The sequence below is a fragment of the Actinoplanes sp. NPDC049599 genome (genome assembly GCF_044465625.1).
Taxonomy (GTDB): domain Bacteria; phylum Actinomycetota; class Actinomycetes; order Mycobacteriales; family Micromonosporaceae; genus Actinoplanes.
The window spans coordinates 111,154-123,891 of sequence record NZ_JBITLX010000003.1 but is presented as its reverse complement, the minus strand read 5'-3'; the positions used below and the strand labels follow the sequence as shown (position 1 = coordinate 123,891).

General features: G+C 71.7%; 12 protein-coding genes. 10 read left to right on the top strand and 2 right to left on the bottom strand.

All coding sequences use genetic code 11. The features are described 5' to 3' along the window. Positions 1–9 precede the first annotated feature (9 nt). From ACIBQZ_RS06745 to ACIBQZ_RS06710, 8 genes are all read left to right on the top strand, one after another. A complete protein-coding gene (locus ACIBQZ_RS06745) occupies positions 10–1,044 on the top strand; it encodes a glycine betaine/L-proline ABC transporter ATP-binding protein (protein WP_396087481.1) in 1,035 nt (344 codons plus the stop codon). Next, positions 1,041–3,029, top strand: a complete 1,989-nt coding sequence (locus tag ACIBQZ_RS06740; protein WP_396087480.1) for an ABC transporter permease — start codon at positions 1,041–1,043, stop codon at positions 3,027–3,029. The genes ACIBQZ_RS06745 and ACIBQZ_RS06740 overlap by 4 nt, the downstream gene beginning before the upstream one ends. 58 nt (positions 3,030–3,087) lie before the next feature. Then, entirely contained in the window at positions 3,088–4,056 is a 969-nt protein-coding gene (locus ACIBQZ_RS06735) for a glycine betaine ABC transporter substrate-binding protein (RefSeq protein WP_396087479.1), read from the top strand. Between the two features lie 386 nt (positions 4,057–4,442). After that, positions 4,443–6,890, top strand: coding sequence for a nitrate- and nitrite sensing domain-containing protein (locus tag ACIBQZ_RS06730; RefSeq protein ID WP_396087478.1), 2,448 nt, complete (start codon positions 4,443–4,445; stop codon positions 6,888–6,890). 51 nt (positions 6,891–6,941) lie between these two features. Beyond that, positions 6,942–7,367 (top strand): roadblock/LC7 domain-containing protein, encoded by a 426-nt coding sequence (locus tag ACIBQZ_RS06725; protein ID WP_396087477.1) that lies wholly within the window; start codon positions 6,942–6,944, stop codon positions 7,365–7,367. Between the two features lie 19 nt (positions 7,368–7,386). Then, positions 7,387–7,827 carry a DUF742 domain-containing protein gene (locus ACIBQZ_RS06720; RefSeq protein WP_396087476.1) on the top strand — a complete coding sequence of 147 codons (441 nt, stop codon included), beginning with the start codon at positions 7,387–7,389 and terminating at the stop codon, positions 7,825–7,827. Beyond that, a complete protein-coding gene (locus ACIBQZ_RS06715) occupies positions 7,808–8,413 on the top strand; it encodes a GTP-binding protein (RefSeq protein ID WP_396087916.1) in 606 nt (201 codons plus the stop codon). The genes ACIBQZ_RS06720 and ACIBQZ_RS06715 overlap by 20 nt, the downstream gene beginning before the upstream one ends. 29 nt (positions 8,414–8,442) lie before the next feature. Then, positions 8,443–9,396 carry an ABC transporter substrate-binding protein gene (locus ACIBQZ_RS06710; protein ID WP_396087475.1) on the top strand — a complete coding sequence of 318 codons (954 nt, stop codon included), beginning with the start codon at positions 8,443–8,445 and terminating at the stop codon, positions 9,394–9,396. A gap of 9 nt (positions 9,397–9,405) precedes the next feature. On the opposite strand, the gene ACIBQZ_RS06705 is transcribed toward ACIBQZ_RS06710, so the two are convergent. Continuing rightward, positions 9,406–10,146, bottom strand: coding sequence for a class I SAM-dependent methyltransferase (locus ACIBQZ_RS06705; RefSeq protein WP_396087474.1), 741 nt, complete (start codon positions 10,144–10,146; stop codon positions 9,406–9,408). Positions 10,147–10,172: 26 nt separating this feature from the next. Here ACIBQZ_RS06705 and ACIBQZ_RS06700 point away from each other — a divergent pair, with 26 nt between their 5' ends. Beyond that, a complete protein-coding gene (locus tag ACIBQZ_RS06700) occupies positions 10,173–10,559 on the top strand; it encodes a RidA family protein (protein ID WP_396087473.1) in 387 nt (128 codons plus the stop codon). Here the strand turns inward: ACIBQZ_RS06700 and ACIBQZ_RS06695 are convergent. Continuing rightward, positions 10,498–11,793: a glycosyltransferase gene (locus ACIBQZ_RS06695; RefSeq protein WP_396087472.1), complete on the bottom strand. Its 1,296-nt coding sequence runs from the start codon at positions 11,791–11,793 to the stop codon at positions 10,498–10,500. The two genes, ACIBQZ_RS06700 and ACIBQZ_RS06695, sit on opposite strands and share 62 nt — an antisense overlap. Positions 11,794–11,892: 99 nt before the next feature. On the opposite strand from ACIBQZ_RS06695, the gene ACIBQZ_RS06690 reads away from it, so the two are divergent. Then, positions 11,893–12,738, top strand: a complete 846-nt coding sequence (locus ACIBQZ_RS06690; RefSeq protein WP_396087471.1) for an EAL domain-containing protein — start codon at positions 11,893–11,895, stop codon at positions 12,736–12,738.

Here is a 12,738-nt window from a genome sequence, read left to right as displayed (position 1 = left end):
GGCCCCGCCATGCCCCCCACCATCGCCGTCGATCATCTCTGGAAGGTCTTCGGCCCCAAGGCCGACAAGGTCGTCGGCACGCCGCTGGCCGAGCTGACCCGGGCGGAGCTGCGGGCGCGGACGGGCTGCCTGGCCGCGGTGCGCGACGTGAGCTTCGAGGTCGAGACCGGCGAGGTGTTCGTGGTGATGGGCCTCTCCGGCAGCGGCAAGTCGACGCTGGTGCGGTGCCTGACCCGGCTGATCGAGCCGACCGCCGGCGACGTGCGGATCAACGGTGAGCCGGTCCGGGCGATGAACCCGAAGCGGCTGCGGGAGCTGCGCCGGCACGGGGTGGCGATGGTGTTCCAGCACTTCGGCCTGCTGCCGCACCGGCAGGTGGTCGACAACATCGCGTACGGCCTGGAGATCCAGGGGGTCGGCAAGGCCGACCGGCACCGCCGCGCCGCCGAGGTGTTGTCCCTGGTCGGCCTCGACGGTCACGAACACCAGTACCCGGATCAGCTGTCCGGCGGCATGCAGCAGCGGGTCGGGCTGGCCCGGGCACTGGCCACCGACCCGGCGGTGCTGCTGTTCGACGAGCCGTTCAGCGCGCTGGACCCGCTGATCCGCCGGGACATGCAGGCCGAGGTCCGGCGGCTGCACGCCGAGGTCGGCAAGACCCTGGTGTTCATCACCCACGACCTGGCCGAGGCACTCACCCTGGGCGACCGCATCGCGGTCATGCGCGACGGCGTGCTGGTGCAGGTCGGCACCCCGGAGGAGCTGGTCGGCGCGCCGGCCGACGACTACGTGGCCGACTTCGTCCGCGAGGTGCCCCGGGCCGACGTGCTGAGCCTGCGCTGGATCGTCCGGCCCGCCGAGCCGGACGAGGTCCTGGAGGACCAGCCGCTGCCGGCCGGCACGGTCATCCGCGACACGATCGAGCGGGTGCTGCGCGCGGCGCATCCGATCCCGGTCGTCGACGGCGACGAGCGGATCGGGGTGGTCGACGCCGGGCAACTGGTGCCGGCGCTGATCGGCCACCGGCCGCCGGTGCCGGCATGAGCACCGCGGTGACGGAGGTGCCCGTACCGGTCGAGGCGCCCGATCCGGGCGAGGACACCCCCGCGCCTGGCTGGCGCCGGTCCCTGCCCGGCCGGCGCACCCTGGTCCTGCTGCTCGCGCTCGTCACCGCCGGGGTCTACCTGGCGGTACGCACCTCGGCGCCGGCCGACGACGACAACGCCTGGGCGTTCCGGTTCTTCGGCGAGCTGCGCGACTGGGTGGACGCCAACCGCGACACCAGCCCGCTGTTCCTCTACGGCTTCAACTACCTGCGGCTCGGCGTCTCGCTGCTGGTCGACGCGGTGCACGGCGCGCTGTACGGGCTCGGCTGGGCCGGGCTCGTGGCGACCGCCGGCGCCCTGGCCGCGGTCCTCGCGGGCTGGCGCACGGCGGTGCTGGCGGTGGCCGGCTTCCTCAGTTTCGGGGTGCTCGGCCTCTGGGAGGAGAGCGTCGACACGCTGGTGCTGACGCTGTCCGCGGTGCTGCTGGCGGTGCTGATCGGCGTACCGATGGGGGTGCTCGCGGCCCGGGTCCCGGCCGTCGGGGCCGCGCTGCGGCCGGTGCTCGACGTCATGCAGATCATGCCGACCTTCGCCTATCTGGCCCCGATGACGCTGCTGTTCCTGATCGGCTCGCCGGCCGCCACCATCGCAACGCTGATCTACGCGATCCCGCCGGCCATCCGGATCACCGCGCTCGGCATCAGCGAGGTGCCGCGCACCACGGTGGAGGCCGCCACGGCGCTCGGCTCCACCCGCTGGCAGCTGCTGGGCAAGGTCCGGCTGCCGCTGGCCCGGCCCACCATCGTGCTGGCCGTCAACCAGGCGATCATGATGGCGCTGTCGATGGTCGTGGTGACCGCGCTGATCGACGCGCCCGGCCTGGGCCAGACGATCGTGCAGGCACTGGAGCGGGTCAACGTCGGCGCGGCCTTCGACGCCGGCCTGGCGATCGTCATCCTGGCTGTGGTGCTCGACCGGATCACCACCCGGGCCGCGCACCGGGCCGCGCCGACGACCCACCGGTCCGTCCGGACGCGGGCCGTCGTTCCGCTGGTGGCGCTGGCCGCCGCGGTGGCGGCGACCGTGCTGGGCCGGGTGGCGTCCTGGGGCGCGGAGTTCCCGGCCGGCTGGCGGGCCTCGTTCGCGGTGCCGGTCAACGAGGCCACCAAGTGGGTCGAGTTCCACTGGTACGACGCGACCGAGGCGCTGAAGAACGGCATCAGCGCCGGGCTGCTCGATCCGATCGAGACCGTGCTGACCACCACGCCGTGGTGGCTCTTCCTGCTGGCCGTGCTGATCTTCGGCACGCTGAGCAGCGGTCCCCGGGCCGCCGCCGTGGCCGGGTTCGCCGTGGCCGGGCTGGTCGGGCTGGGCCTGTGGCAGCACGCGATGCAGACGCTGGCCACCGTGCTGGTCGCGACCGTCGCCACGATGGTCTTCGGGATCCTGCTCGGCGTGCTGGGCGCCCGCCACGACCGGTTCGCCCGGATCCTGCGCCCGGCGCTGGACGCGGCACAGACGATGCCGTCGTTCGTGTATCTGCTGCCGGCCGTGGCGCTGTTCGGCGCCAGCCGGTTCACCGCGATCGTGGCGGCGGTGATCTACGCGGTGCCGCCGGTGGTGCGGCTGGTGGAACGGGGAGTGCGTGACGTGCCGCCCACGGTGGTGGAGGCGGCGGTGTCGGCCGGTTCGACACCGCGCCAGCTGCTGTGGAAGGTGCAGTTGCCGATGGCGCGCCGCGGGCTGTTGCTGGCGGCGAACCAGGGCATCGTGATGGTCCTCGCGATGGTGGTGGTCGGCGGCCTGGTGGGCGCCGGCGCGCTCGGTTATGACGTGGTCGCCGGGTTCGCCCAGCGCGAGGACTTCGGCAAGGGCCTGGCGGCGGGTTTTGCGATCGTGCTGCTGGGCGTCCTGCTCGACCGGCTGACCCAGGGCGCGGGCCGGCGCGCCGACACCGATCGCCTGCGACAGCCGGCGACCTGAGTTTGCACCCCCCTCTGCCGCCGCCCGGCGGCAAGCACCATCCGGAAGGAAATCCCTGATGAGACAAGCGAAGATCCGGCTCACCGCGGTGGCCGCGGTATTGGGCCTGGCGGTGGCCGGCTGCGGTGGCGCGAAGTCGGACGCCGGTTCCAGCGACGCCCCGGCGGCCGGCGCCAAGGGCACGGTGAAGCTCGCGATCAACCCGTGGGTGGGCTACGAGGCCAACGCGGCCGTGCTCGGTCACCTGCTGGAGAAGAAGCTCGGCTACACCGTGGACAAGAAGAACCTCAAGGAGGAGATCTCCTGGCAGGGCTTCGAGACCGGCGAGGTCGACGCGATCGTGGAGAACTGGGGCCACGACGACCTGAAGAAGACGTACATCACCGACAAGAAGGTCGCCGTCGACCTGGGCCCCACCGGCAACAAGGGCGTCATCGGCTGGTATGTGCCGCAGTGGATGGTCGACAAGTACCCGGACATCACCGACGGTGCGAACCTGAACAAGTACGCCGACCTGTTCAAGACCTCCGAGTCCGGCGGCAAGGGCCAGCTGCTGGACGGCGACCCGTCATTCGTGACGAACGACGCCGCCCTGGTGCAGAACCTGAAGCTGAACTACAAGGTCGTCTACTCCGGCAGCGAGGCCGCGCTGATCAAGGCCGCGCAGCAGGCAACAGCGCAGAAGAAGCCGCTGCTGTTCTACTTCTACGAGCCGCAGTGGCTGTTCGCCAAGGAGAAGTACGCCCGGGTCAAGCTGCCCGCGTACAAGGCCGGGTGTGACGCCGACCCGAAGAAGGTCGCGTGTGACTACCCCGATTACGTGCTGGACAAGATCGTGAGCAAGAAGTTCGCGGACACCAACAGCACGGCGTTCCAGCTGATCAAGAATTTCCAGTGGACCAACGAGGACCAGAACCTGGTCTCGGACTACATCACCAACCAGGGCATGTCCGCCGAGGCCGCCGGCGAGAAGTGGGTCAATGAGCACGAGGCCACCTGGAAGCCCTGGATTCCGGCCGGCAGCTGACAGACGCAGTGTCCGACGGGTGTCGCGAGTGGCGTGCTGTGCTCACTCGCGACCCCGAAAGGCACCCGCCGGAGCGCCGATTTCGCTTTGCATCCAGATCGAAATCTATTTGCAACCTTCCGGCAGGACCCTGATGCCCTCCATTGATGATCCGATCTACCCACCGGACCAAGAGCTGATCTTGCGGAGCCGGGTGCCGAGCGTTTAGTTTCGCATTCTTCAGCCGTGCACAGTGGACTCCGGACTCAGCTCATCGCTACGGTTTTCCCCCATCAGCGGCCGCCTGAGACAGCCGCCACCCGACGAAGGAGAGATCGCGTGTCCGCACGGAGTCGTCCGGTCGTAGCCCTCACAGCCGGTCGCGTTGCTCCCGGGGCGGTTCGTCGATGAGGATCCCCCGCCCGCGCCAGGCACACCACGACACCGGTGTCGACGCCATGGCAGGCGCGCCGTCGACCGCGGCCGCCACGCCGTCCCGGTCCGGCGGCAGCATCCGCCGCCGGGTCGTCCGGACCCTGACCCTGCCGGTCGTCGCGGTCCTGGTGCTGCTGGGCGTCATCACCGTCACCGAGGTCGACAACTACCGCACGGCCGCCGCCTCCGCGCGCGCCGTCACGCTCGTCCTCGCGGTCCAGGATCTGGTGCAGGAGCTGCAGACCGAGCGTGGACTCACCGCCGGTCTGCTCGGCGGCAACGTCGGCTTCCGGGCCGAGCTCGCCCCGGCCCGCAAGCGGGTCGACGACCAGCGCGCCAAGGTGGAGGACCTGATCTCCTCCGGCGGCGTCGCCCAGGACCGGGTCGCCACCGCGGTCCGCGAGCTGGACGGCCTGGCCGGCGTCCGGGCCGGCACCGACGCCGGCGCCGCCGACCGCGCGCCCACCTTCGACTTCTACACCGGCCGCATCGCCGAGCTCAGCAACGTCGACTACGGCCTGGACAGCTCCGCCGACCCGGCCCTGCGTCGTGGCGTCGCGGCCCTGGAGGCCCTCGGCGACGCCAAGGAGAGCACCGCCCAGGAGCGGGCCTTCCTCAATGGCGTGTTCTCCGCCAGCGGCTTCAACCGCGGCGAGTTCCTCCAGTTCGTCACGATGCGCTCGGCCAAGGACGCGGCCCTCGCCTCGTTCACCCGGTACGCGGACGACACCCAGCGCAAGGCCAAGGACTATGTGCTCGGCACCGGCGCCGCGCAGGTCGCCGACTACTTCGAGCAGGTGGCACTCGCCGCCGGCGACGGCCGTAACCTGCAGGTCAACCCGCAGTCCTGGTGGTCGGCCCTGACCACGGTGCTGGACGACATGCGGCAGCTCCAGCAGCACGTCGGCTCCGTCATCCGGGCCCGGGCCGGCACCCTGCAGGACGACGCGACCCAGCGGATGGGCCTGCTGCTCGGCGCCGTGCTGATCTGCTTCATCGGCTCGGTCTACCTGGCCACCGTGGCGTCGCGGTCGATCGCCGCGCCGCTGGCCACGCTGGCCGCCGAGGCCAACCGGCTGGCCGGCGAGCGCCTGCCCGAGGCGGTCCGCCGGGCGACCGCCGGCGACGACGACGCCCCGCCGCTGACCGTCGCGGTGCCCGCGGGCGCCAGTGACGAGGTCCGGCTCGTCGCCGACGCGCTGGACCGGGTGCAGGCCACCGCCTACTCGCTCGCCACCGAACAGGCCATGCTGCGGCACAGCACCACGGAATCGCTGGCCAACCTCGGCCGCCGGAACCAGAACCTGCTGCGCCGCCAGCTCGGCTTCATCACCAGCCTGGAACGCGAGGAGTCCGACCCGACCGGGCTGGCCAACCTCTTCGAGCTCGACCACCTGGCCACCCGCATGCGCCGCAACGCCGAGAGCCTGCTGGTCCTCGTCGGCGCGGCCAGCCCGCGGCAGTGGTCGGAACCGCTGCCGATCGCCGACGTCATCCGCGCCGCGGTCTCCGAGGTCGAGGAGTACCGCCGGGTCTCGCTGCGCCGGGTGGACGACGCGCTGGTGGCCGGCGCGGTGGTCAGCGGCGTCGCCCACATGCTCGCCGAGCTGGTGGAGAACGGCCTCTCCTTCTCCCCGCCGGACGTGGACGTGGAGATCCAGGGTCGCCGGATCGGCGACAGCTACCTGATCGCCATCACCGACCAGGGCATCGGCATGGGCCGGGCCGATCTTGAACTGGCGAACCAGCGGCTGCGCGGCGAGGGCGACTTCATCTCCGCGCCGACCCGCTTCCTCGGCCACTACGTGGTCGGCCGGCTCGCCACCGACATGGACATCGACGTGCAACTCGCGCCGTCGCCGGTGACCGGCGTGACCGCGCGGATCGTGCTGCCGCCGTCCATCGTGGCGGGGGTCCAGGCGGTGACCGCGCCGGCCCGGCCGTCGCGGCCGGCGCCCGAGGCGCCCCGGGCCATGGAGCGGCCGCGGGCGCTGGCGGCCTCCGACGCGGCGGACACCCAGGTGCTCACGCTGCCGCCGGCCGACCCGCCGCCGGCCCCGGACGGCCGCATCCGGCCCGGCACGATCGAGTACGTGACCGTGCCCGGCAGCCCGGCCGTCCGCCGTCAGCCCGCGGACCAGCCGACCGCGCGGTACGAGGACGCGATGACCACCTCGACCATGGGGATGGACATGTACACCTTCGGACCACCACAGGACGAGGCCGACCGCACCCCGAACGGCCTGAAGAAGCGCGCGCCCCGAGCCCGCAAGACGGCCAACTCCTCTCCGCCGCCCGCCGCACCCACCCGCACCGCGGAGCGCCCGGCGCCGGTCAGCGACTCGCCGGACGAGGTACGCGCCCGGCTCACCGCTTTCCGCAGCGGCGTGCAGCGCGGCAGCACCGACCCCACCGGCTGACCATGACCCTCACCCCCTCCCACCCCCGCGACGAGGTCGAAAGAAGTAGCCATGAGCGTTGACACGTCTGCCGACCGGCACCAGTTCAACTGGCTGCTGGGCAACTTCGTGCACCAGACCGACGGGGTCCGCGACGCGGTCGCGGTGTCCTCCGACGGCCTGCTGATCGCCAGCTCGGACGGGCTGAGCCGGGCCGAGGCCGACCACCTGGCGGCGATCGTGTCCAGTCTGGCCAGCGTCGCGCGCAGTGCCTCGCGCCGCTACGACTTCGACGGCCTGAAGCTGATCATGATCGAGATGCGGCGGGGCTTCCTGCTGGTGTCGGTCATCGCCGGCGGCAGCTGCCTGGGTGTGGTGGCCGGCGGCGACAGCGACGTGGGTCTCGTCGGCTACGAGATATCCCTGCTGGCCGAGCGGTTCGGCACGCTGCTCACGCCGGCGCTGATCTCCGAATCCCGCCAGTACCTGCCGCGATGAGTGAGTGGGGGGAGTCGCGATGAGTCACCGCGGGGAGTGGGGCCCGGATCCCCGCATGATCCCGTACGCCGAGCCGTCCATGCCGTCCTGGTCGGAGCCGGCGCCCGCGCCGGCGCACGCCGCCCCGGAACCGGGTGACGACCTGGTCGTGCGCCCGTTCATGCTGACCGGTGGCCGGACCCGCCCGCTGCACGACGGGTTGCGGATCGAGACCCTGCTGCACGCGGCTCCGGCCGCGTTGTCGGCGCCCCTGCGGTTCGAATCGCGCCGCATCGTCGAGCTGTGCCAGGCGCCGATGTCCATCGCGGACCTGTCGGTGGCGCTGCAGGTGCCGCTCGGTGTGGTCCGGGTCATCGTCGCCGACCTGGTGACGGACGGCTACCTGCGGATCGAGGAGCAGCTCGGTGAGCTGCCCATCGCACTGATCGAAAGGATCCGGGATCGTGTTCGGGCGCTCTAGTGAGCCGGCTCCACTGCCGCCGGTGGCTGTCAAGATCGTCATCAGCGGCGGATTCGGCGTCGGCAAGACCACCTTCGTCGGTGCGATCTCCGAGATCGAGCCGCTGGTGACCGAGGCCGAGATGACCGAGCGGTCGATCGGCATCGACGACACCTCCGCGGTGTCCGGCAAGACCACCACCACCGTGGCCCTCGACTTCGGCCGCATCACCCTCGACGACGCCCTGCTGCTGTACCTGTTCGGCACGCCCGGGCAGGACCGGTTCGCCTTCCTCTGGGACGACCTGGTCGACGGCGCGCTGGGCGCGATCGTGCTGCTGGACACCCGGCGGATCGAGGACTGCTTCCCGGCGATCGACTACTTCGAAGAGCATGAGATCCCGTTCCTGATCGGGGTCAACACCTTCGACCAGGCGCAGCGTTTCGACCTCGAGGAGGTCCGCGACGCCCTGGGCATCGGCGACAGTGTGCCGGTGCTGGAGTGCGACGCGCGCCACCGCGAGTCGGTGAAGAACCTCCTGGTCGCGCTGACCGAGGAGGTCCTGGCCAAGCGGCTGAGCCGGGAACGGCCGGTGCCGACGTGGTGAGTCCCCTGACGACATGGAAACGGAGCACGATGCGAGTACGCACCGCGGTCGCCCTGCTGAGTGTGGCGGCGCTGGCAGCCTGCGCGGACTCGTCCCAGGCGATCACGCCCCCGCCCGGGGTGGACCGCACCCCCTGCGGCACCGTCTCGATCGCGGTGAACCCGTGGGTGGGCTACGCCGCCAACGTCGCGGTCGTCAGCTACCTGCTCAAGCAGGAGCTGGGCTGCACGGTGGTGGAGAAGGAACTCACCGAGGACGCCTCCTGGGAGGGCCTGGCCAGCGGCGAGGTCGACGCGATCCTGGAGAACTGGGGTCACGACGACCTCAAGAAGACCTACATCGACGACAAGCGGGTCGCCGTCGAGCAGGGCCTGACCGGCAACAAGGGCGTCATCGGCTGGTACGTGCCACCGTGGATGGCCGAGGAGTACCCGGACATCACCAAGTGGAAGAGCCTGCGCAAGTACGCCGACCTGTTCAAGACGGCGAAGTCCGGCGCCAAGGGCCAGCTGCTCGGCGGCGACCCGTCGTTCGTCACCAACGACGCCTCGCTGATCAAGAACCTGGACCTCGACTTCACGGTGGTGTACGCCGGCAGCGAGGACGCGCTCATCGCGGAGTTCCAGCGGGCCGAGGCCGAGAAGAAGCCGTTGATCGGCTACTTCTACACCCCGCAGTGGCTGCTCTCGGAGATCAAGTTGGTGCACATCCCGTTGCCGATCTACAAGCCCGGCTGCGACTCGGATCCCGAGACGGTCAAGTGCGACTACCAGCCGTACGACCTCGACAAGATCGCGCGGAAGGCGTTTGTCGACTCGGGCAGCCCGGCGGCCGACCTGATCAAGAACTTCCGCTGGACCAACGACGACCAGAACGAGGTCGCCCGGGACATCACCGTCAAGAAGCTGTCCCGCGACGACGCCGCCAAGCGCTGGCTGGACGCGAACCGCACCAAGTGGCAGGCGTGGCTGCCGGAACGCTGACCCGGCGGTTCAGGCGGCAGCCCGGCCAACCACCAGAACCGTGTGGATGTCCATCCGGAGGCTGCCGCCCCAGCCGTCGATCGCCGCGCTCAGGCCGGTCACGGTGCGCCGCTGAGCGGCCGGCGAGCGCAGCCGGAACGTGGAGAACGTCTGGAGCAGCCGCAGATACTGTTCCGTGCTGAACACCGGGTGCCAGTGCCACTCGTGCACCTCGATGTCGGTGAACAGGCCGCTGTGCTCGAGGTCGGTACGGGCCCAGTCCACCGGGCGGTCGTCGACGGTCTGCGCGGGGTCGATCGCTTGGTGGATGGCGTCGATCGTCCGTTGCTGCACCGGATCGGCGTACCCGTGGCGGTGGTGGAAGATCGCCAGCGTGCCGCGCGGCTGCAGGGCCGCGCGCACACGCTGGACGCGGGTCCGCGGGTCGAACCAGTGCCAGGCCGTCGCGCAGCTGATGAGGCCGACCCCGCCCGGCGGTGGCGTCCATTCCTCGAAGGCCGCGGTCACCGTCTCGACGCCGGGGAACTTCTGCGCCAGGACCGCCGCCATCCGTGGGTCCGGCTCCACGGCGATCACCGGCACGCCCAGCTCGAGCAGCAACTCCGTGGCCTTGCCGGTGCCCGCGCCGACATCGGCGACCGGCGCCGGGACGCCGCCGTGGTACGCCACCAGCGTCTCCAGCAGCTCGCCCGGGTAGCCGAGGCGGATGTCGTCGTACAGGGCAGCGACCTCACCGAAGACTCGCGACATGCCGCCACCGTAGTTACGCTGCGCGGATGCAGCACCACATTAATCCGTCCGGGCTGCCCCCGACGAACGGATACAGCCACGCCGTCTCGTTCACCGGCACGATGGTCGTGGTCTCCGGTCAGGTGCCGCTGGACGCCGACGGACGGCTGGTCGGCGCCGACGATCCGCGGGCGCAGACCCGGCAGGTCTTCCACAACCTGCGGGGCGCGCTCGACGCCGCCGGCACCGACCTGGCGCACGTGGTGAAGCTGACCGTGTTCCTCACCAACATGGGCGACCTGGGCGACTTCCGGGCGGTCCGGGACGAGTTCATCGACCCGCGGCGGCCGCCGGCGAGTTCCCTGGTGCAGGTCAGCGGCCTGGTCCATCCGGGTTTCCGGATCGAGATCGAGGCGCTGGCGGTCGTCGGCTGACCAGCTCCTCGATCCGCTCGGCCAGTCCCGCGACGCCGGGCGAGCCGGCGATCTGCGCGCCGATCCGCCGGCTGGCGGCCGCGTAGGCCGGCTCGGCCAGGATCTGCCGGACGGCTTGCCGGATCGCCGTCGGGGTGGGCTGACCGGTGTGCAGGTTGATCCCCGCGCCGGCCCACTCGACCCGGGCGGAGGTCTCCTTCTTGTCCTCGGTGTCGCCGGCGACCACGATCGGCAGCCCGTGCTCCAGGGCCGCGTGCAGGCCGCCGTACCCGCCGTTGGTGACGAAGACGCTGCACCGCGGCAGCGCCTCGGGATAGTCCAGGAACTCCACGGCCTCGGCGTTGGCGGGCAGCTGCGGCAGCGTGTCGAGGTCCCGTCCGCCGGTGCTGACCAGCACCCTGACCGGCAGGTCGGCGAGCCCCTCCAGGGCCGGGGAGACCAGGTCGGTCCAGCTGCGGTTGGCGACCGTGCCCTGGGTGACGTGCACGATCGGCGGGTCCTCGGCGGCGGGCGGGTGCCGCGCGGTCCGCGTCATCGGGCCCACGAAGACCAGGTGGTCGGGGGCGTCGCTGCGTGGGTACTCGAACGACTCGACGGTGAACTGGGCGATCAGGTCCGCGTCCCGCTGGCCGCTGGTCAGGAATTGCCCCTGCAGGCCGCCCGCCCCGAGCTCCCGCAGCGTCCGGTCGGTGTCCGCGTGGGCCTGCCGCAGGATGACCCGGGTCGCCAGCCAGGTCAGGAAACGGTTGCGCAGGCGCCCGAGCGGACCCGGCAGCGGCGTCAGCCCGAGCCCGAACGGGGCCACGTCGACGCTGGGCAGCCCGAGCGGGATGACCCCGCAGAGCACGTGCAGCGGGCGCTGCCCGGCCGGCTGGGCGTGCAGCGCGGCCACCCCCAGGAACGCGCTCTCCGCGAGCACCGCGTCGGCCGGCTCCTGCGCGAGGGCGCCGAGCAGCGCCCGGGCCTGACCCGGCGCCGGGTCCAGGAACGCGGGCCGTAGCTCCTCGTTCAGCACCGCTCGCCCGGACCGGCGCCGGGTGCGGTCCAGCCGGTCCAGAACGTCCGCGTCGGGCGGGAGCGCGACGAACTCGGCGCCGGCCTGCGCGACCTGGTCGGCGAACCTCGCACCGGTGATGAACCGGACCCGCCAGCCGCGGTCGCGCAGGCCCCGGGCGACCGCGAGCATCGGCCCGATGTGACCCTCGGCGGCGACGCTGCAGAGCACCACGTTCACGGCTGTTCTCCTGACTCCCCGGGTCTTGATCTTCTCAGCTCACGGCCGGCCCGGCCGATGGGCCCGGACAGTCCAGCTCCGCCGACCGGGAGGATCACCGTGAGCGCTTCGTGGCCGCAGGTCGAGCGCCTCCTCGGGCTGGCCCGCACCCGCTACGGCGACTCACCGGCGGCCGGCCCGCTGCTGACCGCGCTCGCCACCGCGCTCGGTGAGCACGTGACCGACCCGCTGGCCCGGCGGCACCGCGAGGACGCCGAGATGCTCGTCGAGGTGCTGCGCGACCGGGCGGTCCGGATGGTGTTCCAGCCGGTCGTGCGGCTCAGCGACGCCGCGGTGGTCGGTTACGAGTCGCTGGCCCGCTTCGACCTGGCGGCCTTCCCGAGCCCGGCGGACGCGTTCGCCGCGGCGGCCCGGTCCGGCTTCGGCGTCGCGCTGGAGCTGCTGGCGATCGAGCGGGCCTTCGAGTCGCTGGGGGAGCTGCCGCCCGACACCACGCTGGGCGTCAACCTCTCGGTGGAGGCGCTGATGTCCCCCGCGGTGCAGGCGGCGGTGCTGGCCCACGCGCACGGCAACATCTGCGTCGAGGTCACCGAGCACACCCCGGTGCCGGACTACCCGGCGCTCAACGAGGTCACCGACCGGATGCGGGCGGCCCGGGTGCTGATCGTGGTCGACGACGCCGGGGCCGGCTTCGCCAGCCTCCGGCACATCCTGCAGCTGCGCCCGGACATCATCAAGCTGGACATCAGCATCACCCGGGACATCAACGCCGATCCGGTACGCGCGGCGCTGGCCCGCTCGCTGGTCTCGTTCGCGGCCGAGGTGGGCGCGCGACTGGTGGCCGAGGGCATCGAGACCCGCGCCGAGCACGACAAGCTGCGCAGCCTGGGCGTGGACTTCGGCCAGGGCTACTACCTGGCCAAACCGGGCCCGTTGCCGGACTGA

Bases quoted from the DNA above. Each gene is read 5' to 3' on its own strand.
- ACIBQZ_RS06745 (WP_396087481.1), top strand. From the start codon at position 10: ATGCCCCCCACCATCGCCGTCGATCATCTCTGGAAGGTCTTCGGCCCC.
- ACIBQZ_RS06740 (WP_396087480.1), top strand. From the start codon at position 1,041: ATGAGCACCGCGGTGACGGAGGTGCCCGTACCGGTCGAGGCGCCCGAT.
- ACIBQZ_RS06735 (WP_396087479.1), top strand. From the start codon at position 3,088: ATGAGACAAGCGAAGATCCGGCTCACCGCGGTGGCCGCGGTATTGGGC.
- ACIBQZ_RS06730 (WP_396087478.1), top strand. From the start codon at position 4,443: ATGAGGATCCCCCGCCCGCGCCAGGCACACCACGACACCGGTGTCGAC.
- ACIBQZ_RS06725 (WP_396087477.1), top strand. From the start codon at position 6,942: ATGAGCGTTGACACGTCTGCCGACCGGCACCAGTTCAACTGGCTGCTG.
- ACIBQZ_RS06720 (WP_396087476.1), top strand. From the start codon at position 7,387: ATGAGTCACCGCGGGGAGTGGGGCCCGGATCCCCGCATGATCCCGTAC.
- ACIBQZ_RS06710 (WP_396087475.1), top strand. From the start codon at position 8,443: ATGCGAGTACGCACCGCGGTCGCCCTGCTGAGTGTGGCGGCGCTGGCA.
- ACIBQZ_RS06705 (WP_396087474.1), bottom strand. From the start codon at position 10,146: ATGTCGCGAGTCTTCGGTGAGGTCGCTGCCCTGTACGACGACATCCGC.
- ACIBQZ_RS06700 (WP_396087473.1), top strand. From the start codon at position 10,173: ATGCAGCACCACATTAATCCGTCCGGGCTGCCCCCGACGAACGGATAC.